This is a genomic window from Cognatitamlana onchidii (assembly GCF_004804355.1).
GTDB lineage: Bacteria > Bacteroidota > Bacteroidia > Flavobacteriales > Flavobacteriaceae > Cognatitamlana > Cognatitamlana onchidii.
The window spans coordinates 19,738-41,892 of the sequence record NZ_SRWZ01000009.1 but is presented as its reverse complement, the minus strand read 5'-3'; the positions used below and the strand labels follow the sequence as shown (position 1 = coordinate 41,892).

Genomic DNA, 22,155 nt, shown 5'->3' with positions numbered 1-22,155 from the left:
TCGAATCTCGGGCGTCAAGGTGTAAAGCTTTGGCGCTCTTTTTTTGGTAAAGATTCAAGTTATTTTAATAGTATTGCATTCTTAATACTACAAACATGATTTCAAGAAAGAATGCTTCCATATCTCAGTTTATAATTCATAAAGTTGGAAATAAATTTAACGATACTAAAAATGCCTTTTCAGATAAAACGGTAAATTTTGATGAAGCCAGCTACGATTTAATGCTACCGTTTTTACTAAGACCCTTTGGAACTGTGGTACAAAGCTATAGGTTTAACCACCACGCGAGCATTTCCCTAAACGAAATTAATAGCTACGCTTCTCAAATGTTTAATGATGAAGATGCCTTTATAGAGGTATCAAAGCATATTGTAACACATTTATACGAACAGTCCAACTCTGCCAATATTAAAACTGGTGATGTATTGATTGTTATGTTCGAGGGTATAGAATTTAGAGATATTACAACCAATGCCATTGGCGTTTTTAAAATTGAAAATAAGGTTAATTTCTTTCAGACCTATTTAGAAAACAACAGTTACGATGTTCTAGTACAAAAGGGTATTAACTCAAAAAAAGTAGATAAAGGTTGTTTAATATTAAACCAAACGGATGCCGAAGGCCCTGTAGTATTTAGTGTGGATAATAATAGTTATGATACACAATATTGGATTAATCATTTTCTAAATATTAAATACGCCGACGATGCCAATAACCATACCCAACAATACATCGACCTGTGCAAAGAATTTTCAACAGAAGTTTTAAAAACTAACTACGGGGCTCAAGAGCGCAACACCTTTTTAGCCAAAACAATTGACTTTTTTAAAGAAAACGAAGTGGTTAATATAGAACGTTTTAAGGACGAATTGTTTGAAGAAGATAAACATAGTAGGGAGTTTGACAACTACAAAAAAGAATATGAAGGGGAACAAAATCTGGTGTTAAGAAACCAATTCGATGTGGTTGAAGCCGTTGTTACCAAGGAAAAGCGAAAAATAAAAACAGACATTAAGCTTGATACCAATATTCAAATAAAGCTTGATATTGACGCGCCTGATGCCTCGGCAGAGTACCTAGAGCGAGGCTACGATAACGAAAAAAAAATGCATTATTACAAGGTGTTTTTTAATACTGAAGATTAAGAGAATACTGCATCTATTGAAACGAACGTTTTGCCATTTATTTTTTATTAACCCTTTGCAAGCGCTCCATTTAACCGTGATACCTCAATCATAGTTTTCTTTAGGCGCTTCATAAACTCATGAATTTCAGTTTCATCATACGCTGCAAAGCCCATTCTAATTGCATTGTGATTGATGTTTGCCATATCGTACCGTTGCCACTCAACAATAAGCAATTTTTGTTTTAAAGCTTCTTGCGTTACAGTTTCCCATGAATATGCCTTATTAAGCGTTACCCAAACAGCCATTCCGCCTTTAGGTAGTTCAAAAGAAAAAAAATCACTTAATTCGGTTTCCAACAAACTACAAAACAAGTCTCTCCTTGCTATATAAACCTTAAGAACCTTCTTTATATGCCTGTCCAAATACCCAGCCTTAATAAATTTTGCAAAGGTCAATTCTAGGAGGGCATCCCCTTGTCTATCCACAAAGCGGCGTAGTTTAGCACATTCGTCAACAAAGGATTTTGAAGCCACCAAATATCCCACTCTGTAAACAGGAGCAACGGTTTTACAAATAGAACCCACATAAATAACATGTCCGTTTAAATCATGACTCGCCAGTGGTAAAATAGGAGCATGATTGTAATGAAAGTCGTAATCATAATCATCTTCCACAATGGCAAATTTATAAGTCTTTGCCAAATTTAACAGTTCTAGTCGTCTGTCAGCAGATAAGGTCACCGTTGTAGGATGATGATGATGCGATGTGGTAAAAACGGCCTTCACATTATGGGTTTCACAACACTTCCTAATATCATCAATAACTAGGCCTCGTTTATCAACTCGAACACGTAGTACTTTAGCACGGGCTATTTCAAAAGTGGTATCAGCAGAACTGTAGTTTGTATGCCCAACCACTACATAATCGTTATCCTCAAATAGCAATTGAGCTGCTAAAAACATACCCATCTGACTTCCTCTGGTTATCATGATATTATCAATACCAATGTTTAATCCACGTGTTTCATTAAGGTAAGTAACTAATTCTTCTCTTAAAGTTTGGTTCCCGTAAGTAGTGCCATAAGCCAAATGTGCTGTAATATGCTTTTTAGACACTAAATTCCTGTAAATAAGGGCTATATCATTAATAGGCGCCAATCTCCCATCAGAGATCCCGTCATTAACATACATATACGTATCCTCACAAGTTTGTGGAAATTTTCTATCGAGACTCACATTCCTTTTAAATTCAAATCCAGAACTAGTTAAATTCTTCCTTATTGATTCGCCTACTAAGGATGCTTGCTTTAAAATAGGTAAATGGGCATTCACAAAAGTGCCCTTTTGGGGCAAGCTTATGAGCCAACCTTGAATGGTTAATTCTTCATAAGCTGCCACCACGGTTTTTCTGTGCACACCTAGTAATTCCGATAATATTCTACTGCCAGGTAATTTCGTGTTTGGAGGTAGCTTTCTATATTTAATTAATTCAATAAGCCTGTTTGCTATTTGAATATAAATAGCTTGCCTACCACCTCTATTTATGTTAATAAGCGTCTTGTAAGGAATCATAACTGGACTACCTAAAGATTCTTTTCTGGATCAATATAATACCCCACTAAACTACTACTTTTGAATTACAAAATCACAAACACATGAAAGAATACACTAAAACAACATTGAATCAGGTAAAAAGAGGAGCCAATAGAGCGCTTTATGAGACCAAAACTATTCATAATATTTTAGACGCTACATTTATTGGTTTTGTCAGTTATATTCATGACAAGCGCGCCATAAGCATTCCTATGGCATATGCCCGAATAGGAAATAAATTATATTTACATGGATCTAGGAAAAATAGAATGCTTCTCAGTTTACTAGAAAATAAAAAGGCAAGTATGACGGTTATGGTACTTGATGGTTTAGTACTGGCAAGATCTGCATTTCATCATTCTGTTAATTACAGATCTGTGACCGTATTTGGTGAACTGTGCCAAGTAGACGAACCTAAAAAAAAAGAAACCGCTTTAAAACACATAGTTAACCATATGATTCCTAATCGCTGGGAAACACTCAGACCCATGAGCTCAAAAGAGTTTAACGCCACTTTAGTCGTAGAACTTACTATAGAAACGGCATCAGCCAAAGTGCGATCCGAAGGAGCCATTGATGATAAAAGTGATATGGATCTCCCAATTTGGGCTGGGGTTATCCCACTTAAACAGGTTGCAAATCCACCAGTAAAAGACAAGCATTTAGCCAAGGACATTTTAATGCCAGAACATGTATCTTCCTACTATGACTTACATCGCACATAACACCTGAATTGTATGTGATTTTTTCGTTATATTTCGCCGAAAACACTAAAACAGCATCCAGCAACATGAAATATATTTACCTTATTGCTTTAACTCTTTTACCCATTGTAATTAACTCCCAATCAAGCGATCTAGGTAACTGGCTGCTTTATTTTGGAAATAAACAAATTAACAATAAACTGAACTGGCATAATGAGGTATAATACAGAAACTATAACGCCATTTCAGATTTAGAGCAGTTGCTAATAAGAACTGGAATTGGTTACAACCTCACCGAAAACAATAATAATATACTTTTAGGTTATGGTTACATACTTAGCGAAAATTATTTAGGCAATACCAACCAAAAAGAACGTGTAAACGAACACAGAATATACCAACAGTTTATTACGAAACAAAACATTAAAAATGTAAAAATCCAGCATCGGTACAGATTTGAACAACGTTTCATTGAAAAAGATTTTAAACTTCGTCTTCGATATTTTCTAGGCATAAATATTCCTTTGAGTAAAAAAGAAATTATCGACAAGTCCTTCTACCTCTCTGGGTATAATGAGATATTCCTTAATACAGAAAAAGATGTTTTTGATAGAAATAGACTTTACGGTGGTTTAGGTTTTAGATTAAATAGTTCCCTACGATTTGAATTAGGCTACATGAATCAATTTTTAAATAATGGTAATAGAGACCAAATAAACATGGTCACGTTTTTTAATTTTTAAGCAATATTAGTCTGGATTGCCACCACCCTAACTCAGGCTTTTTTACTACATTTAGCAAAGAAAACGCTAAAAAATATGTCAAAAAAGAAAGGTTTTAATTATGATGAAGAACTTGCTAAGCTGCATACAGAGTTAGTTCATCTTCAAGAATGGGTAAAAAAACAAGGATTAAAAGTAGTTATTTTATTTGAAGGTAGAGATGCTTCGGGAAAAGGTGGTACTATAAAACGATTTACAGAACCATTGAATCCTCGTGTTTGTAAAGTGGTGGCTCTGGGTGTTCCTACTGAAAAAGAAAAATCGCAATGGTACTTTCAAAGATATGCCTATCATTTACCGGCCGCAGGAGAGATTATCCTTTTTGATAGAAGTTGGTATAACAGAGCGGGTGTTGAAAAAGTTATGGGATTTTGTACCGATGAGGAATACCGGGAGTTTTTAAGATCATGTCCAGAGTTTGAACGTATGCTGGTGCGTTCTGGAATTATTGTTTTAAAATATTGGTTTTCTGTGAGTGATGAAGAGCAAGAAAGGCGTTTTAAAAATCGTATTTCCAATCCATTAAAACGATGGAAGTTTAGCCCTATGGATTTAGAATCGCGCTCAAGGTGGCTTGAATATTCTAAAGCTAAAGACAACATGTTTGCTCATACGGACACCAAGCAAGTACCCTGGTATGTGGTAAATTCGGATAATAAGAAAAAGGCCAGACTTAACTGTATTAGCCATGTTTTAAGTCAAATCCCTTACGAAAAAATGAATATTAAACCTGTAGAACTCCCTGAACTTCCAGACTACGAAGGCTACGTGCGTCCTCCAATGAATTATCAAACCTTTGTTCCTGAAAAGTATTAGTGTCAATATTAGTTTCAGGAGTCAAAATAGGATCGAAGTATATGAAGGTTGATAAGTTTGTTGTTGCTATCATAATAGTCATTATCGTAGCGTATATTTTCCCGGAATGGGGAAATGAACAACATTTTTTACCCTTAGCCACCATTACACAAATTGGTGTCTCCCTTATTTTTTTCTTCTACGGACTTAAACTAAGTGTTAGCAAAATCAAGGATGGCTTAAAAAACTGGAAACTTCACTTATTGATTCAAACAGGAACATTTTTACTATTTCCAATACTTGTTTTAATATGCAAACCTTTGGTAAGCACAACAGAAACCAAAAGTTTGTGGCTATCCTTTATGTTTCTTGCGGCACTTCCTTCAACGGTATCTTCCTCGGTCGTAATGGTCTCATTAGCTAAAGGCAATATTCCTGCAGCCATTTTTAATGCAAGTATTTCAGGACTTATCGGCATTGCCATTACTCCGCTATGGATGGAGGTTTTTTTGCCTAGAAGTACGGTTGATTTTAATCTGGGTTCTATTTACTTACGGTTGATAGTTGACATATTAATACCTGTTATCTTTGGGCTTATTCTACAACCATATTGGGGAAAATATGCTCAAAAATATAATTCTCAGCTCACTAGCTTTGATAAGCTGATAATCCTTTTAATCATTTACAAAAGTTTTGCTCATTCTTTCGAAAAACAAATTTTTAGTACTATTAACTTCATCGACCTACTCCTTATAACCGTTCTATTATTGGTCCTATTCTTTACCATTTTCTATCTAATTGGCTTTATATCAAACTGCTTTAATTTTAATAGAGAAGACCGCATCACGGCACAATTTTGTGGCACAAAAAAATCGCTGGTTCATGGTACCGTATTTGCCTCCATTCTTTTCCCATCATCTTTCCCTATTGGGCTGGTTTTGCTACCACTAATGATGTTTCACACCATGCAAATTTTTATTGTGAGTATGATAGCCTTAAAAAGAGTGGAGCACAACTATTAAACGCTTTAAACAAGAATTTAAGATAAAAACTCTGCCTCAAAAAGAGAAGCAAAATGCTTTAGCAGTTTTTCTTTAACTTCCATTTCGTTAACAATTTGCTGGCCAAGTTCAACATGCAAGGAGGTTACTGCTTTTCCTCTAATGCCACAGGGAATAATATTGTCAAAATAACCAAGATCGGCATTTACATTTAGTGCAAAACCATGCATGGTAACCCATCTGCTTGCCCTCACCCCCATGGCACATATCTTCCTGGCAAACGGTGTACCTACATCTAACCACACACCCGTTTCTCCTGGGCTTCGTTCTGCTGCTAACCCATACTCTTCTAGGGTAAGAATAATCATTTCCTCCAAAAGCCGCAGGTATTTGTGTATGTCGGTAAAAAAATTTTCAAGATCTAAAATAGGGTATCCTACTATCTGCCCAGGACCATGATAAGTAATATCACCCCCCCTATTAATTTTATAAAACTTAGCCCCTTTTTCTTTGAGTTGCGACTCATTTAAAAGAAGATTCGACAAATCGCCACTCTTTCCTAAAGTATAAACATGCGGGTGCTCTACAAACAAAAAGTAATTCTTAGTACTTAGGTTAGTAGCCTCACGTCTATTTTTAATTTTAGTATCTACAATTCCTTTAAACAACGCCTCCTGATAATCCCAGGTTTGTTTATAGTCTTTGCTTCCTAAATCCTGTATGTCTATGGTTTTATTCAAACCTACTCCTTCTCTAAAACTATTTCTAAATTCATAACCTCTGGATTAGACAGGTAATCCATAAGTCCGTATTCCACAATAACGGTTTTTCCATCGGCACTAAACATAGCCTTATCATTTGAAACTGACTTTACTTTTCTAGGAAAGTGATAATTCAATCTATACTTTGAATTGGCAAACATCATGGCAGCCTGCCCCAAACTATCTTTCATTTGTTTCTGAAGCTCCTTATCAAGTACTTTAACCGATCTTCTAAATACGCCATCTTTAAAGGAATAACTTAGCTGCGAGTTACCACCATCGCCCATTGATGAAAAAAGATTGCTTGAATCATTAACTTTAGCATCTCCTTGGCCTTTTAAATTGCTTACGGCATTTAAGGCCATAAACATATCTTGCAGCTCTGTTGTATTTTTAAAATCTGTATAAAAATCAACATTCATTTTCTTGTCATTTTTACTCATTAACATATGTACAGAAAATGGTTCAAGCGCTTTTAATTTCTCTTGCTCCTCTATTGGTAATTTCGAAATACTATCTCTTTTCTCATCAAATATTTCTTTAAAAGTGAATGTAGAATCTATATCCTCATCACCAGCACCTTCTGCCATTTGATCACCGGCCATTTGCATAAGCTCAGACGCATCAAAAGAAAATTCCATTTTCCCCGAGCCATCCGCGTTTAAATAAATATTCTCTGAAAACTGACAGCTTACGAGAAAGATAGCCGAAATAGCTATTATTAAAAACTTTAGTTTGGTCATGTTATCCTATAATTACCGGTTATGCCAAATAATGGCTAAAGACAACGCAAAGATAGTTTAATTCTTAGGATTATTTAATATCACAAGGGCGGCAATTACTCCGGGTACCCAGCCACAAAGCCATAATAAAAAGACAATAATAATAGAGCCACAACCTTTATCAATAACAGCTAAAGGCGGACAAATAATAGAAAGTAATACTCTCCAAAAACTCATAAAATATGTAATTTAAGGCTGAAATCTTTTCAGCATTGATTGATGAACGTTTATTTGACGTCTTTAAAAGCTAATTGTTACACATTTTAATTCACAAAAATTATACGTGTTTTATTTTTTTAAGTAGCTTCGTACTATGCGATTTCTGATGTGTTTTTTTACCTTTTTCTCACTTATGTGGTCTGTTCAAGGACAATATCGCTTTACGGGACAAGTGAATAAAGAAGTTTGGAGCGGTGATGTTTATTTGTCTATTGTTGAAGATTACAGAAGATTATCAGGCATTTATCCAGAACAAATAATCTCCAAGGTTAAAGTAGATAGTACAGGACAGTTTGTCTTTACAGGAGATCAGTTAGAGGAAGAGAACAAAATCTATAGAATTCACGTAGATAATTGCTTTGAAAACCAAGAAGACCTTCAGCATTTTGATGGCCATTGCAACAACAGCAAAACCGTTATTTTTATAGCGAATAATAACGCTACCATGGACTTTCCGTTTTCGTTTGAAAATGAAATGTTCTGTGAAATAAAGTCAAACAATCAAAAAGCTAATAGCTTCATTAAAATTGATTCTTTAAAAGTAGAAATGGCGTATGACTTTGCGTCGTACCGAAGCGAAGCCAACCGCAAATTAAACAACAGAAAATGGTTTGCGAATTTCCAAACTTTTGGAAAAAGCTTGAATGAGCCTTTAGCAGAGCTTTACATTTTTTCGTTTCTAACAGACAAGAGTTCTAATTTTCATACGTTCTATGTTGAAGACTTACAAAGAAACGACTATTATAAGAACTTACTAAAGCGTCTGGAAAATAGTTATCCTAATTCCACTTACACTGAGCAGTATAGAACCGAATTGGAGGCCGATAAATATGCCTCGCAAATAAAAGTGCAAACACCATGGAACTCAACCCGCATTATTTGGATCGCTCTTTTAACAGTATCAGTAGCTTTAAACATCTGGTTTTTCCTCAAAATGAAAAGGAACAAAAAAATAAACATTCTAAAACAAGACTTAACGAAACAAGAGCAAAATGTTCTAAACCTCCTATTAGCAGGAAGGTCTAACAAAGAAATTGCACAAGAACTTTTCATTAGCCTAAGTACTGTAAAAACCCACCTTAACAATATTTTTAAAAAGCTTAACATTCAATCTAGAGAAGAAGCTAAATCACTATTTAACAAATAGTTTAGAAAAATCAACCTGAGGACTAGTCCCTTTTTAAACCTAAATCATCGGGTTTTGAACGTATAAAGTTTTGATGTTTGTTACTATTAATCATTAAAACATTAATTATGAAACATCTAGTATTACCAAACAAATTCATTAAATCAGTACTTACTGCTACCGCACTTGTCTTCATTTTAAACTTGAGCTTTAGTCAAACCTCACAGAATGAAACCAATACTGGTTTCTTAAGTTTCAAAACTGAAACGATTGACTACGGTGCTTTAAACCAAAATACTGATGGAGAGCGCTTTTTTAGTTTTACCAATACCGGAGAAGCACCTGTGGTTATAAGCAACGTTAAAACATCGTGCGGATGCACCGTTCCTAGCTACCCCAAAAATGCCATACTACCAGGCGAATCTGGACACATTACAATTAAATACGCAACCAGCAAGATAGGGGTATTCTCTAAATCTATTAGGGTTATTTCAAATGCTCAAAACTCAAATCAAATACTTAAAATTAAAGGCGAGATCTTGAAAAGTAGTATTTAGCTAAATTCAGTTTAAAAGTTGCGTGCTAAGTTTTACAAAAAACGTAATTTTGCATTTTCAAAATTTATTAGCATGCAGCTTTCAGAACAAGAAATAGTCCGTAGAGAAAAATTAGTAAAACTACGTGAATTTGGTATTAACCCCTACCCAGCAGATTTATATCCTGTAAATCACACTTCTAAACAAGTAAAAGCTTTATTTGAAGAGGGTAAACAGGTTACTATTGCTGGCCGTTTAATGATGATAAAGGTTCAAGGAAAAGCTAGTTTTGCTCAATTACAAGATGCCGAAGGGAAAATACAAGTTTACTTTAATAGAGATGAAATTTGTCAAGGAGAAGATAAAACTAAATACAACGAGATTTTCAAAAAACTTTTAGACTTTGGAGATTTTGTTGGCATAGAAGGAGAATTATTCACCACAAAAGTTGGTGAAAAAACAGTAAAAGTTAAAGACTTCACCCTCTTAAGTAAGGCATTAAAGCCTTTACCATTGCCTAAAGAGAAAGACGGTGTGGTGTACGATGCCTTTACAGATCCAGAACAAAGATACAGACAACGTTATGCCGATTTAGTTGTAAACCCTCAGGTAAAAGAAGTATTTGTAAAACGCACCAAATTATTCAATGCTATGCGTTCATTTTTTAATGATGCTGGCTATTTTGAAGTAGAAACACCAGTTCTTCAACCAATACCTGGTGGTGCTGCAGCACGTCCATTTATTACGCACCATAACGCTTTAGATGTTCCCTTATATATGAGAATAGCCAATGAGCTATATTTAAAACGATTAATCGTAGGAGGATTCGATGGTGTTTATGAATTTTCAAAAAACTTTAGAAACGAAGGGATGGACAGAACGCACAATCCCGAGTTTACCGCTATGGAAATTTATGTTGCCTACAAAGATTATAACTGGATGATGGATTTCTGCGAACAATTGTTAGAATATTGTGCCATAGCAGTTAACGGCACAAGTAAAGTGCAGTTTGGAGAACACCATATTGACTTTAAAGCCCCATATGCCCGTGTAACTATGGCAGAATCCATTAAGCATTTTACTGGTTTTGACATTACAGGTAAAACCGAAGAAGACATTAGACAAGCTGCGAAAGACATGGGGATTGAAGTAGATGAAACCATGGGTAAGGGTAAGCTAATTGATGAAATTTTTGGTGAAAAATGTGAAGGTAATTACATTCAACCTACATTTATTACAGATTACCCTAAAGAGATGAGTCCATTATGTAAAGAACATAGAGACAACCCAGAACTTACTGAGCGTTTTGAACTTATGGTATGTGGTAAAGAAATAGCAAATGCCTACTCCGAATTAAATGATCCTATTGACCAGCGTGAGCGTTTTGAGCACCAATTAAAACTAGCCGCTAAAGGAGACGATGAAGCAACAGAATTTATTGATTTCGACTTTTTACGTGCTCTTGAATATGGTATGCCTCCAACCTCTGGAATGGGTATTGGTATGGATAGACTCATTATGTTTTTAACTAATAACCAGTCCATTCAAGAAGTATTATTCTTCCCTCAAATGCGTCCTGAAAAGAAAGCGATAGCAATAAGCGACGATGCCATAGCTGTTTTAGAACTTCTTAAAAAAGGAGAAACAATTGAATTAAATAATCTGAAAACGCAATCTGGATTATCAAATAAAAAATGGGATAAAAGCATAAAGGAGCTAACTAAAAATAACTTAGCCAAAGTATCAAAAACAGATACTGGTCTAATTGTAACAGTTATTTAAAACCTTTTACTTCCTTATCAGATTCAAAAAAAGCCAGTATACACTGGCTTTTTTTAAACTAACTAACAAACTAAACTTAATGCATAACATAATTTTTTTGATAGTTAACAGCAATTAACTTCAAAAACTTATGCTATTATGAAACTAAAGTACAAATAGAGTTAATTCTTCACAGTTAAAAAACGAATTTACATTTGTTTAACAGCAAAAGTTAAAGCTTTAAGTTTTAATTAATATAACACATCTCCATTTGTTAATATTTTAAGAATTCTAGCCCCTCTAAACTAATCTAGAAAGTATAGCTGCCTGGATGAAGAAATTAATTCTTTCGGTTTTAAACGAACTGTTTGTTAAAGCCGCGTTAAAATAATTTAGTCCGTTAAACCTTTATTATTAAGGCATGTCCTATATGTATTAATTTAAACCTTAAAACAATGAAAAAAGTACTGCTAGTAGTTATGGCCATTATGAGTCTGCAAGCCATAGCTCAAAAACCTAAGAGTGGACAAAAAGGGGAGCGTAAAAATATGATTATGAAGCTTTCCGCAGAGGAAACGGCCACTTTACAAACAAAAAGAATGACCTTATATTTAGACCTTAATAAGGAGCAACAAAACAAAATACAAGCCTTGAACCTTGAAAAAGCAAAAAAGCGCAAGGCCATGATGGCCGAACGTAAGAAAAAAAGGGAAAACGGAACAACTCAAAAACCCTCTAAAGAAGAACGTTATGCAAAAGAACTGGATAGGTTAGACCGTATGATTGCCGAAAAAGCTAAGATGAAAACCATTTTAAACAAAGAGCAATTTGAAAAATGGGAAAAGGCTAAAATGCGAATGGCCATGAAGCACAAGCAGAAAAAACAAAATTCTAAAAAAAGAACCTAATAAAAGATTTAGTTTAGTTTATTCATTATAGTTTGTTGATGAAAAGCGCATTTCAAAAATTAGAAATGCGCTTTATTTTTTTATAAACTCTTTGACACCCTGTCGATGGCTGTAATAGTAAAATCAAGATCTTCATAACTCAAAGCATCTGTAATAAACCATGTTTCAAAAGCACTAGGCGCGATGTAAACACCCGCGTTAAGTAAACCATGAAAAAAAGCTTTAAACGTTTCATTATTTCCTTTCGCTGCCGAATCAAAATCAACAACATAATCTTCAGAAAAATGAACTGAAATCATGGACCCCACCCTATTTATTGTATGGGTAATACCATTATTATTTAAAACTCTTGAAATACCTTGATGTAAATATTCGGTTTTTTCCGCAAGCCTATTAAAAACCTCTTTATCTAAGTTTAGTTCTGTTAACATGGCTAATCCAGCCGCCATAGCCAGTGGATTTCCACTTAAAGTCCCTGCCTGATATACTGGACCCATTGGAGCTAAATAATCCATAATTTCATCCCTTGCCGCAAATGCACCCACTGGTAGGCCTCCTCCAATAACTTTTCCAAAGCAGACAATATCTGCATTGATATTAAAAAGTTCTTGTGCGCCTCCCTTTGCTAATCGAAATCCCGTCATTACCTCATCAAAGATGAGCATGATATTATTAGAATCACACAATGCTCTTAACCCTTTTAAAAAACCTTCCTTCGGTGGAACACATCCCATATTACCCGCTACTGGCTCAATAATAATACAAGCTACCTCATCTTTGTTTGCTTCAATTAAAGATTTTACATTATCAAGATCATTATAGGTAGCCAATAGCGTATCCTTAGCCGTCCCCTGGGTAACTCCTGGACTATTGGGAGTACCAAAGGTGCTTGCACCACTTCCTGCCTGGATTAAAAACGAATCGGAATGCCCATGATAGCAACCCGCAAACTTTATAATTTTATCCTTCCTAGAAAACCCTCTTGCCAATCTCACGGCGCTCATACATGCCTCTGTTCCCGAATTTACGAAGCGTATTTTATCAATATTAGGAACCATGGAAATTGCCAATTCAGCGATTCGAGTTTCAATTTGAGTGGGCATACCAAAGGATGTTCCTTGCTTAGCCTTATTAACTACAGCATCTACAACGGGTTTATGTGCATGACCCAAAATCATAGGTCCCCATGAATTAATATAATCTACTAAACGATTACCATCTTCATCATATAAATAAGCTCCTTTTGCCTCTTTTACAAAAATTGGGGTGCCGCCTACACCTTTGAATGCTCTTACAGGAGAATTAACCCCTCCCGGAATTACTTTTTCTGCCTCAGCAAATAAAGCACTACTTCTTTTATATATCATGTACTATGTTAATTTTTAGATAATGGTTTCACCACTAAAACTTGTCCTATAAATAATGAAGTGTCTTTTAAACCATTCAAACTTTGAAGTTCTTTTACTGTAAGCCCATATTTTTTTGATATGGAATATTGTGTGTCCCCCTTTACTACCTTATGAACTTTTTTATTAGTCGTTATTGGAGTTGTTGACGTTGGTTTCGCTACTGAGGGTGAAGCTACTACCGAAAGTTCTTGCCCCAAATAAAGTGTGGTGTCTTTTAAACCATTTATACTTTGAAGTTCCTTTACAGTAAGCCCATATTTTTTTGATATGGAATACTGCGTATCGCCTTTAACCACCTTATGAACTTTCTTATTTGCTCCTCCTGATGTTGAGGTTGTAGTGACCGTTGAAGTTCGCGGTGTTGGCACATTTGATGATTTCGGCTTTGTTAACCCCAATTCTGACGATTCAGATCCTGCAACTCCTTCTATCAACAATACCTGCCCTAAATAAAGCGTCGTGTTTTTTAAGCCATTCAAATCTTGAAGCTCCTTAACTGTAAGATTATACTTTTTTGAAATAGAATATTGCGTATCCCCTTTAGAAACGGTATGTACCTTTCTATTACCGGGAATGAGTATTTGTGTTCCAGAAGCGCCTGCCGTGGAAGCCACATTTTTACTATTCTCGGCTTTTTCTGCTAAGACCTCTTCATCTAACTCATAGAGTCTATATCTTTCTATAAGACTTATTAACTTTTGAGGGTATTTCTTATCTGTAGCGTATCCTGCCGCTCTTAGCCCCCTTGCCCAACCGGTGTAATCCTTTTGGTGCAGTTTAAAAAGCTTTGAATACCTATCGCGCTCGGTTAAGAATAATGAATGATCCCTAAATGAATATTTAGCATCAGCATACTTTCTAAAACACTCCTGTTTTTTATCATCATCATGATAAATTTTGCCTCCTTTCCAATCGTGACACTTAATTCCAAAATGATTATTTGCTTCTAAAGCCAATCTAGCTTGACCGGATCCGGATTCTAAAATACCTTGAGCTAACGTAATACTGGCTGGTATACCATATAACCTCATTTCATCTTTAGCCGTTACCCTATGCAAATCTATATAACGCTCGGTACTATTGGCATAAATCTTAGACCCGTTTGTAGCACCGCCAGTCCTTGACTCTACTTGTTTTGAGCTTGAACTTGAGTTAGAACCTTTTGTAACAGCCGCTTGCTTTGATTTACAGCTAAAAACCGCCAAACTGAGGCATAATAATAGAAGTAATCTATTCATAGTTTCAAGTAATAATTGGTAAATTCATTTTTTTTAATTTAATATTCATGCCCTCAATCCCCTGTAAACCACCAGTATGGATTGCTAAAATTCTCGAACCTTTAGGAAAGAACCCCTTCTCAATTAAATCAAAAACCCCAAACATCATTTTTCCTGTATAAATGGGATCTAGAGGAATTTTTGTATTCTGCTTAAACTGATTTATAAACTTAATTAAATCTAGATTAATTTTTGCATATCCCCCAAAATGATAGTCGGTTATTAAATCCCAATTGGTTTGTTTTACAAATTTAACAATATCTTCCCTTAAAAAGCTACCTTTTAATGCAGGAAAACCTAAAACTTGTTGACTAGGTTTTGAACAGTTTATAAGTCCTGATAAAGTACCTCCAGTACCCACTGCACAACAGATATAATCAAATTCTAAACTAATATCTTCCAAAATCTCTTCGCATCCTTTTACCGCGAGCAGATTTGTACCGCCTTCAGGAATTAAATAAAAATCACCAAAATCCTTTTTTAATCCCTCTAAAAAAGCATCTGAAGTTTTTTCTCTGTAGGCTGCTCTAGAAACAAACTTAAAACGCATACCATGTTGTTCCGCAAAATTTAAAGTTGGGTTTTCCAAAAAATTACCCTTTAATTCTTCTCCTCGAATTACCCCAATTGTACACAGTCCTAAATAATTACCGGCTGCAGCGACCGCGGCAATATGATTAGAATAAGCACCGCCAAAAGTTAATAATGTTTTAAAACCCAACCGCTTTGCCTCAAGTAAATTATACTTAAGCTTCCTGTATTTATTTCCAGATACGAAATCGTGAATTTTATCCTCTCGCTTTAAATATAGCTGAACATTTTCATTAGGAACATCTACCTGCTCTAGAATGCTTTTTTTAGGTTTGAAGATCATTAGTACGAATATACTTTAAAAAACTCCAAAATCGTCGTTGTTTTAAATAACTTAAATTAGATTCATATCTATAAGCTTCACGTTCAAAAGAAATATTCCTATATGCCTTTGCCCATTGTTTATATGTGGCAAGTTTAACAACAAACTCTATAACGTAAAATAGATAAAATGGAATGATAAGCATCTCTAACTGTTGCTTCAAGTGAATCATCTCATGATTTAAAAGATTTTTGTTATTTCTCAAACTCTTCTCTTTTAGAAAAATAAATGGATAAACAGCAAGCCCTAGATATCCTTTTGGCACTAAAATTCTTGAAATTAAAACCATACTTGTTGTTTAATCAAAAATCAATCCAAATTGCATTATCTTTGTTTTATATGAAAAAGATAATTCCTATTGAAGAAGGTGACTATTACTTAACACCCGAAGGTTACCGTTGTTTTACTGAACAATATCATCTAAAAAGAGGTTATTGTTGCGAAAGTGGATGCAGGCATTGCCCTTATGGATATAGCAAAAAAACTAACACCATTAAAAAGTAACTCAATTATAGCACCTCTTGTTTTGGTACGATTCTTGTTGCTTTTAATTAACTAAATAATGTATTTAACTAGCTTAGTATCTTCTATATACTTAGTTATTTTATTAACCTATTACGTCGTTTTACCATGAAATATTTAATAAAGGCTTTGTTTTTTCTTGTCCTCATTGTCTCAGTTAATGCTTGCAGTTCTGTTAAAGTATCTGCAGATTATGATACTAATGCAAATTTTTCTGAATTTAAAACATTTGCTTTTTTTAAAAACGGCATTGACAAAGCACAAATAAGTGATTTAGACAAACGCAGGATTTTAAGAGCTATTGAAGCAGAACTTTTAAACAAAGGTTTAACAAAGTCTAAAGACCCAGATATATTGGTTAGCCTCTTTACAGCATCGCAGCAACGCGTAGATGTTTACAACAACTACTGGGGTTACGGTGGTTGGGGCTGGGGTGGCTGGGGTCCTTATGGAGGCTGGTATGGTCCCGGATGGGGTTGGGGTTGGAACCAACCCAGTGTATCAACAAGTGTTGAAGGACAGCTGTTTATTGATCTTTTAGACGCCAACAAAAAAGAACTTATTTGGCAAGGTGTGGGCACAGGCTATCTTACCAGAAAAATGGAGAAAAAAGAAGCTAGAATTAAGGAATTTGTTACTAAGATTATGGCGAAATACCCACCAGAAATTTCTAAACAGTAAGATTTTTTCCTTAAAACCTGTACCTTTCTCTTTTAAACAGTCACTCAAGTTAGTTCATATCACATAACTATATTATTAACCCAATTGTATGGTTTAGGAATATCAGTATCATCTATTAGTTCCCTAATATCAATTTCAATACTTCTACATAAATCGGTAATGGGCACGTCGTTAGGACCTCCTTCAAAAGGGTTTTCTGTATTCTCTCCAATCATTTCCATGGTGTGATACACCCAAGAAATCAAGGCACTAAAAGGCACTGTAAACCAAACAAAATGAAGCGCTATAAACTCTTGAAGTTGATGAATTGTAGAGGTTTGATCGGGGTGTTTGTCTAGCAACACAAATATCTTAGCTCCAAAAGCTTCAAACTCTTCCATTAGCCCATAAGGTAAGAATAAGATAAAAATCCACACAAACCAATAGTTAAGTGTAGCGAATTGTCGAGGGTATGGAAAATTTTTAATACGCTCGCACTGCCCTTGTAAGGTGTAAAACTCAACCAGCATATTGGCCATTTCCATGTGTCTAAAATCCTCAATCAATCCTCGATCCATTAATTCTTTTAAACGGCGAGACTGAATACCTAAAATTTGAGAAGCTCTATTCCCTTTAGCCATTACTTCGTCATAATCTTCTTTGGATAAATATTTTTTTAACTTGTCTTCTAGCGAAATCTCTTCTTCCCGTATTCTATATTTAGCCGCCTTAAACTCTAGATTAGACCGTCCTTTTTTTAAGTGCATTTCCCATGGCCTATCTTCCCTAAGCTGATATCTAAGCGCTGTAAGCCATGCAATATGCCTATACACCAACTCCTTTATTATACCCTCTATTTCTTCTTTCGATAAATTAGTCATGGTATAATCATTAGTAATAAAATCTTTTACCATAATGGTCCATGAGCGTGATGAATTAACGATACCTCCCCAAATTTTCCTCGCCTCCCAAAGCCTATCATACGAGGCGTTATTTTTAAAACCAATTATAAAAGCCACAGCTGTACCAAGCACCCCTAACGGCAGCCAAGGTGCATGCAACCATTTAAGTTCTAAAACATCAAATAAAAAAACAGGAATGATGGGTAAGAACAGAAAAAGTAGAATATGTCTTAGCGTCCACCTTATTACTACTCCTGCGGGAAACAATCGTTTTGTATACATTTAATACAGCTATTTTACATCATAAATATATTGAAATATTAGATTTATTCGCAATCAAATTAATCCGTATCCTGAAATTATTCAAATATTAACAACAAAAAAGCAGTTTTAATCAATATTTCGTATTTTTATATATAAAACCCACTGAACACTTTTCTTCATGAATACGATCGTATCAAACCACATTTTAAATCGTCTCCCAGAACATTTAAAACAGTTTATTAAACCTCAAAATTATGAAGAATACTCGTCTATAGATCAGGCTGTTTGGCGCTATGTGATGCGTAAAAATGTTGATTTTTTAAGTACAGTGGCACATGAATCTTATCTAAACGGACTAAAGCAAACTGGCATTGCTATTGACAATATTCCCAATATGTATGGGATGAACCGTATTTTAAAAGAGATTGGCTGGGCTGCTGTTGCTGTTGATGGTTTTATCCCCCCCAATGCCTTTATGGAATTTCAAGCGTACAACGTGCTTGTAATTGCAAGTGATATCAGGCAGCTAGAACATATTGAATATACACCTGCACCAGATATAATTCATGAGGGAGCAGGGCATGCGCCTATAATTGCCAATCCAGAATATGCTGAATACTTAAGACGTTTTGGTGAAATTGGATCAAAAGCAATTGCTTCAGCTAAAGATTATGAGTTGTACGAAGCAGTAAGATATCTATCAATCATTAAAGAAGCCTCAAACACGAGTAAGGAAGCCATTACGGAAGCTGAATTTAAAGTAAATGCGCTTCAGAAAAATATGGGACAACCAAGCGAAATGGCACTCATAAGAAACTTGCATTGGTGGACTGTAGAATACGGGCTTATAGGCAGCATCGATAGTCCAAAAATTTATGGTGCAGGACTTTTATCTTCTATTGGTGAGAGTGCTTGGTGCTTGACAAATGAAGTTAAAAAACTACCCTATAATATTGACGCTGCATTCACTAATTTTGATATCACAAAACCGCAACCGCAATTATTTGTTACACCAGATTTTGCTCATTTAAGTTTAATCTTGGAGGAGTTTGCAAATACCATGGGACTAAGAACAGGAGGCCTGAGTGGTATAAAAAAACTCATTGAATCCAAGGCTTTGGGCACCATTGAATTAAGTACCGGACTTCAAATATCTGGAGTTTTTACTAGTGTAATTGAACATAAGGGGCACCCCATTTATATTCAGACCCAAAGTCCCACAGCTCTATCTTACCGAGAAAAAGAACTCGTTGGCCATAGTCGTAAAGCGCATAAAAAAGGTTATGGTTCTCCTATAGGAAAACTAAAAGGTATAAATTTAGCTATTGAAGATATGAGTCCCAGAGATTTAGCCGCTTACAATATTTACGAAGAAAAGCAGGTTTCGCTTGAGTTTGAAGGAAGCATTATAGTTTCCGGAAAAATCATAACAGGAAAAAGAAACTTACAAGGTAAAATTATATTAATAAGCTTTAAAAACTGCACCGTTACTCATCAAGACACTCTTTTATTCAAGCCTGAATGGGGCATTTATGATATGGCCGTTGGAAAAAGCATTGTTTCTGCCTTTTCTGGACCTGCAGATTTAAACAGCTTCGATTTGATTACTCATAAACCATCCTCAAAAACCATTCATGTAAAAAAATCAAACTCTCGTTTAGAGCTAGAAGACCTGTACCAACAAATAAGAGATTATAGAACTGGTAAAAACCAAACAGCATCACGAACCAAAGTTCTTGAAACCCTTGTTAAAAATCATCCATTTGACTGGTTGCTCGCTGTTGAACTTTATGAATTGGCTTTCAATGAAAATAATAAGGTGTTGTGTACTCAAATTTTGTCCCATCTTGAAGAAGTAAAACAACGCAAACCCCAACTTGGTCATTTAATTGATGATGGGCTGAATATTATCAATCAAAAAACAATAGAGATTTGATTACCTAAAGCGTTTTAAAGTGTTTTTTGTGAATGCGCTCAACACCAATTTGCCACTCATTTTAGCACGCTCATTTAGTAAATCATCCCAATGCTCTGTATTCTGCCAAAAAATAGATTTCATCTCTTTCAAAGCTTCTGGGTTATATCCTGATAGTTTTTCCGCTAGTGCGCTTACAGCTTTATCTAGCTCCTCAGTACTTTCATAAACTTCAGCATAATACCCTTTTTCTTTGGCAAAATCTGCTGAAAAAAAAGCTTCGGCATTAATAGTCATTTGCGACATGGTGGTAATACCAATTTTTCTAGTCAAAACAGGTTCTATAACAAATGGCCCAATTCCAATACTTAATTCACTTAATTTTATTGCGGCATATTTTGTAGCCATGCAATAATCGGTCGCTGCGGCTAAGCCCACTCCTCCCCCAACTGTTTTACCCTGCACTCTACCTATAATCAGTTTTGGACACTTCCTCATAACATTAATAACGTTGGCAAACCCAGAAAAAAATTGCCTTCCAGTTTCTTCATCATTAATAGCCATTATTTCATTAAAACTTGCCCCAGCACAAAAGGTTCTATTACCGCCACTTTTAAGCACAATCACCTTTATGGCTTGATTCTCTCCAGCCTCTTCAATAGTTTTGGCAAGGATAGCTAAAATATCACTGGGCATAGAATTTCTGTTGGGATGAAAAAACTCCACATAACCAACTTTATTAACTACCTTCAAGGTAACATAAGAATCCATTGAATGCTAAATTATAAAAGTGAATATACAAAAATTTGAAAACGAATTGCTAAAGTAACCCTTGTTACAGGACAAACGTAATATTTTATTGTTCTTTGTAAAAAAAAGAATTACAATGGGCATATTAAATTTACTTTTTGGTAACAGAAATAATGATATTAAATCGTTTAAAGAAAAAGGAGCTATTATTATTGATGTACGTACACCTCAGGAGTATCATAAAGGAGCGATACAAGAATCTATAAACGTCCCATTGCAAACTCTCAAATCTAAGATAGCCGATATTGAAGCCTACCAAAAACCCATAATTACTTGTTGTGCGAGCGGTATACGTTCCGCAAATGCCGCATCTATTCTAAAGTCTAATAATATAAACGCAATTAATGGTGGCGGTTGGAAAACTTTAAAAAGCAAGCTAAAGCTTTAAATCTTCAATATCATGGATAGAGCTTATTAAAGATTCATTGTATTGAAGCGTCCAACCCAACGAATTGGTAAGTATATAAAATTTTGACAACTCACTTATTAATCTATTCTTAGCGTTCCTTTTTAATTCAGAGTTTCCAATTTTCTTATTCAAAGCCTTTTTCACAATACTTTTAATGGCATTATAGTCTTTAGCTTCAAAGGGATTTAAAAAATCTGCTTGAACATCATAATACTCAAAGTCAGGATTAATTTTAATCTCTTCCTCAGGAATCTTTTCTATTATTAATATTTTTCTATCTGCGTCTATGCTAAATTCAATCTTACTCAAATCATAAGCAATCGTTACCTCTGCATTAACTACTACTAAAGCTTTCTTTTCAGAAGTAACGTAATCCCCAAAAATCTCTTTGGAATTTTTATAATTGAAAACTTCGCTAAAATGGCCTTCCGTTACTATTAGCTTTCCAACATTTTTAATTTGGGTTTGAATAAGTAATGAGTTCTCTTGAAGTACTAACTTGCTTTCTTTTCTTTCTTCGCAATATTTGAAAGAAAACAAAACGATTAATGTGATAATAACACCGAATAGAATTTTTCGCATGTCCTAAATTTAGAAATAATTTCACTGTCTAGCTTAACATATGTATAGAAAAGCAAAAAACATCGATTTCCTTCGACATAAGAAGTCTAACCAATGTAATTATGAAATTCAAACTAACGATACAAATATATAACACGTAAGAACCTTCTCCGATTAACGAAGCGTTAAGAAATGTTTAAATATAGTTTTTAACTAACCTAATCGGGCTACTCAAAAAACTGAAATCATAAAAAAAGCACCTGCTGCAAAATCATGAGAAATTTATACAACCGATGCTCTTTATATGAACTGATTAATAGCGTTTTGAATTTACAATTTATCAATAAAGATTAATTAATTAATCGATAAACTGCCACTAATATTTGTTTATTGAATTAAAAATCCGATAAACGTACCTA

Annotated in this window: 22 protein-coding genes and 2 pseudogenes; 13 read left to right on the top strand and 11 right to left on the bottom strand. The window is 34.8% G+C overall.

What is annotated here, in order from left to right:
* Nucleotides 1–95: 95 nt before the first annotated feature.
* Nucleotides 96–1,145: a nucleoid-associated protein gene (locus E5D58_RS14810; RefSeq protein WP_136483154.1), complete on the top strand. Its 1,050-nt coding sequence runs from the start codon at nt 96–98 to the stop codon at nt 1,143–1,145.
* A gap of 47 nt (nt 1,146–1,192) precedes the next feature.
* Here the strand turns inward: E5D58_RS14810 and E5D58_RS14805 are convergent, their stop codons facing one another.
* Nucleotides 1,193–2,698: an aminotransferase-like domain-containing protein gene (locus E5D58_RS14805; RefSeq protein ID WP_136483152.1), complete on the bottom strand. Its 1,506-nt coding sequence runs from the start codon at nt 2,696–2,698 to the stop codon at nt 1,193–1,195.
* A gap of 83 nt (nt 2,699–2,781) precedes the next feature.
* Between E5D58_RS14805 and E5D58_RS14800 the strand changes: the two genes are divergently transcribed.
* From E5D58_RS14800 to E5D58_RS14785, 4 genes and pseudogenes are all read left to right on the top strand, one after another.
* On the top strand, nt 2,782–3,444 hold the full coding sequence (locus tag E5D58_RS14800; protein ID WP_136483150.1) for a pyridoxamine 5'-phosphate oxidase family protein: 663 nt from the start codon (nt 2,782–2,784) through the stop codon (nt 3,442–3,444).
* A gap of 65 nt (nt 3,445–3,509) precedes the next feature.
* Nucleotides 3,510–4,166: pseudogene (locus E5D58_RS14795) on the top strand (DUF2490 domain-containing protein).
* 75 nt (nt 4,167–4,241) lie between these two features.
* Complete coding sequence (gene ppk2 / locus E5D58_RS14790; protein ID WP_136483148.1) at nt 4,242–5,021, top strand: polyphosphate kinase 2; 780 nt, start codon at nt 4,242–4,244, stop codon at nt 5,019–5,021.
* Nucleotides 5,022–5,062: 41 nt separating this feature from the next.
* A complete protein-coding gene (locus tag E5D58_RS14785) occupies nt 5,063–6,022 on the top strand; it encodes a bile acid:sodium symporter family protein (RefSeq protein WP_136483146.1) in 960 nt (319 codons plus the stop codon).
* Nucleotides 6,023–6,039: 17 nt separating this feature from the next.
* On the opposite strand, the gene lipB is transcribed toward E5D58_RS14785, so the two are convergent.
* The 3 genes from lipB to E5D58_RS14770 are packed head-to-tail and all read right to left on the bottom strand — an operon-like array spanning nt 6,040 to nt 7,721.
* Nucleotides 6,040–6,741: a lipoyl(octanoyl) transferase LipB gene (gene lipB / locus E5D58_RS14780; RefSeq protein WP_136483144.1), complete on the bottom strand. Its 702-nt coding sequence runs from the start codon at nt 6,739–6,741 to the stop codon at nt 6,040–6,042.
* A 2-nt stretch (nt 6,742–6,743) separates the two neighbouring features.
* Entirely contained in the window at nt 6,744–7,505 is a 762-nt protein-coding gene (locus E5D58_RS14775; protein WP_136483142.1) for a hypothetical protein, read from the bottom strand.
* Between the two features lie 57 nt (nt 7,506–7,562).
* The gene (locus E5D58_RS14770) at nt 7,563–7,721 is read right to left on the bottom strand and encodes a YqaE/Pmp3 family membrane protein (RefSeq protein WP_019388284.1); all 159 of its coding nucleotides are present in this window, start codon (nt 7,719–7,721) and stop codon (nt 7,563–7,565) included.
* Nucleotides 7,722–7,896: 175 nt separating this feature from the next.
* Between E5D58_RS14770 and E5D58_RS14765 the strand changes: the two genes are divergently transcribed.
* From E5D58_RS14765 to E5D58_RS14750, 4 genes are all read left to right on the top strand, one after another.
* Entirely contained in the window at nt 7,897–8,910 is a 1,014-nt protein-coding gene (locus E5D58_RS14765) for a response regulator transcription factor (protein ID WP_136483140.1), read from the top strand.
* Nucleotides 8,911–9,017: 107 nt separating this feature from the next.
* Complete coding sequence (locus E5D58_RS14760) at nt 9,018–9,446, top strand: DUF1573 domain-containing protein (RefSeq protein WP_136483138.1); 429 nt, start codon at nt 9,018–9,020, stop codon at nt 9,444–9,446.
* Between the two features lie 72 nt (nt 9,447–9,518).
* A complete protein-coding gene (gene lysS / locus E5D58_RS14755; RefSeq protein WP_136483136.1) occupies nt 9,519–11,207 on the top strand; it encodes a lysine--tRNA ligase in 1,689 nt (562 codons plus the stop codon).
* A 434-nt stretch (nt 11,208–11,641) separates the two neighbouring features.
* Nucleotides 11,642–12,094, top strand: coding sequence for a hypothetical protein (locus E5D58_RS14750; RefSeq protein ID WP_136483134.1), 453 nt, complete (start codon nt 11,642–11,644; stop codon nt 12,092–12,094).
* A gap of 80 nt (nt 12,095–12,174) precedes the next feature.
* On the opposite strand, the gene hemL is transcribed toward E5D58_RS14750, so the two are convergent.
* From hemL to E5D58_RS14725, 4 genes and pseudogenes are all read right to left on the bottom strand, one after another.
* Nucleotides 12,175–13,461 (bottom strand): glutamate-1-semialdehyde 2,1-aminomutase, encoded by a 1,287-nt coding sequence (gene hemL, locus E5D58_RS14745; protein WP_136483132.1) that lies wholly within the window; start codon nt 13,459–13,461, stop codon nt 12,175–12,177.
* A 683-nt stretch (nt 13,462–14,144) separates the two neighbouring features.
* Nucleotides 14,145–14,741: pseudogene (locus tag E5D58_RS15250) on the bottom strand (glycoside hydrolase family 73 protein); the annotation flags it as partial.
* Between the two features lie 4 nt (nt 14,742–14,745).
* Nucleotides 14,746–15,654: a 1-aminocyclopropane-1-carboxylate deaminase/D-cysteine desulfhydrase gene (locus E5D58_RS14730; protein WP_136483130.1), complete on the bottom strand. Its 909-nt coding sequence runs from the start codon at nt 15,652–15,654 to the stop codon at nt 14,746–14,748.
* Complete coding sequence (locus tag E5D58_RS14725) at nt 15,638–15,982, bottom strand: hypothetical protein (protein ID WP_136483128.1); 345 nt, start codon at nt 15,980–15,982, stop codon at nt 15,638–15,640. The genes E5D58_RS14730 and E5D58_RS14725 overlap by 17 nt, the downstream gene beginning before the upstream one ends.
* Before the next feature lie 50 nt (nt 15,983–16,032).
* Between E5D58_RS14725 and E5D58_RS15000 the strand changes: the two genes are divergently transcribed.
* Entirely contained in the window at nt 16,033–16,197 is a 165-nt protein-coding gene (locus E5D58_RS15000) for a DUF5522 domain-containing protein (protein WP_168796706.1), read from the top strand.
* A gap of 126 nt (nt 16,198–16,323) precedes the next feature.
* The gene (locus E5D58_RS14720; RefSeq protein ID WP_136483126.1) at nt 16,324–16,896 is read left to right on the top strand and encodes a DUF4136 domain-containing protein; all 573 of its coding nucleotides are present in this window, start codon (nt 16,324–16,326) and stop codon (nt 16,894–16,896) included.
* Between the two features lie 59 nt (nt 16,897–16,955).
* Here E5D58_RS14720 and E5D58_RS14715 read toward each other — a convergent pair whose 3' ends face one another.
* Entirely contained in the window at nt 16,956–18,059 is a 1,104-nt protein-coding gene (locus tag E5D58_RS14715) for a bestrophin family protein (RefSeq protein ID WP_136483124.1), read from the bottom strand.
* A 160-nt stretch (nt 18,060–18,219) separates the two neighbouring features.
* On the opposite strand from E5D58_RS14715, the gene E5D58_RS14710 reads away from it, so the two are divergent.
* Complete coding sequence (locus E5D58_RS14710) at nt 18,220–19,977, top strand: aromatic amino acid hydroxylase (RefSeq protein ID WP_136483122.1); 1,758 nt, start codon at nt 18,220–18,222, stop codon at nt 19,975–19,977.
* On the opposite strand, the gene E5D58_RS14705 is transcribed toward E5D58_RS14710, so the two are convergent.
* On the bottom strand, nt 19,978–20,727 hold the full coding sequence (locus E5D58_RS14705) for an enoyl-CoA hydratase/isomerase family protein (RefSeq protein WP_136483120.1): 750 nt from the start codon (nt 20,725–20,727) through the stop codon (nt 19,978–19,980).
* 115 nt (nt 20,728–20,842) lie between these two features.
* On the opposite strand from E5D58_RS14705, the gene E5D58_RS14700 reads away from it, so the two are divergent.
* The gene (locus E5D58_RS14700) at nt 20,843–21,154 is read left to right on the top strand and encodes a rhodanese-like domain-containing protein (RefSeq protein ID WP_136483118.1); all 312 of its coding nucleotides are present in this window, start codon (nt 20,843–20,845) and stop codon (nt 21,152–21,154) included.
* Here the strand turns inward: E5D58_RS14700 and E5D58_RS14695 are convergent.
* Nucleotides 21,143–21,757 (bottom strand): DUF4230 domain-containing protein, encoded by a 615-nt coding sequence (locus E5D58_RS14695; RefSeq protein ID WP_136483116.1) that lies wholly within the window; start codon nt 21,755–21,757, stop codon nt 21,143–21,145. The two genes, E5D58_RS14700 and E5D58_RS14695, sit on opposite strands and share 12 nt — an antisense overlap.
* Nucleotides 21,758–22,155: the final 398 nt, after the last annotated feature.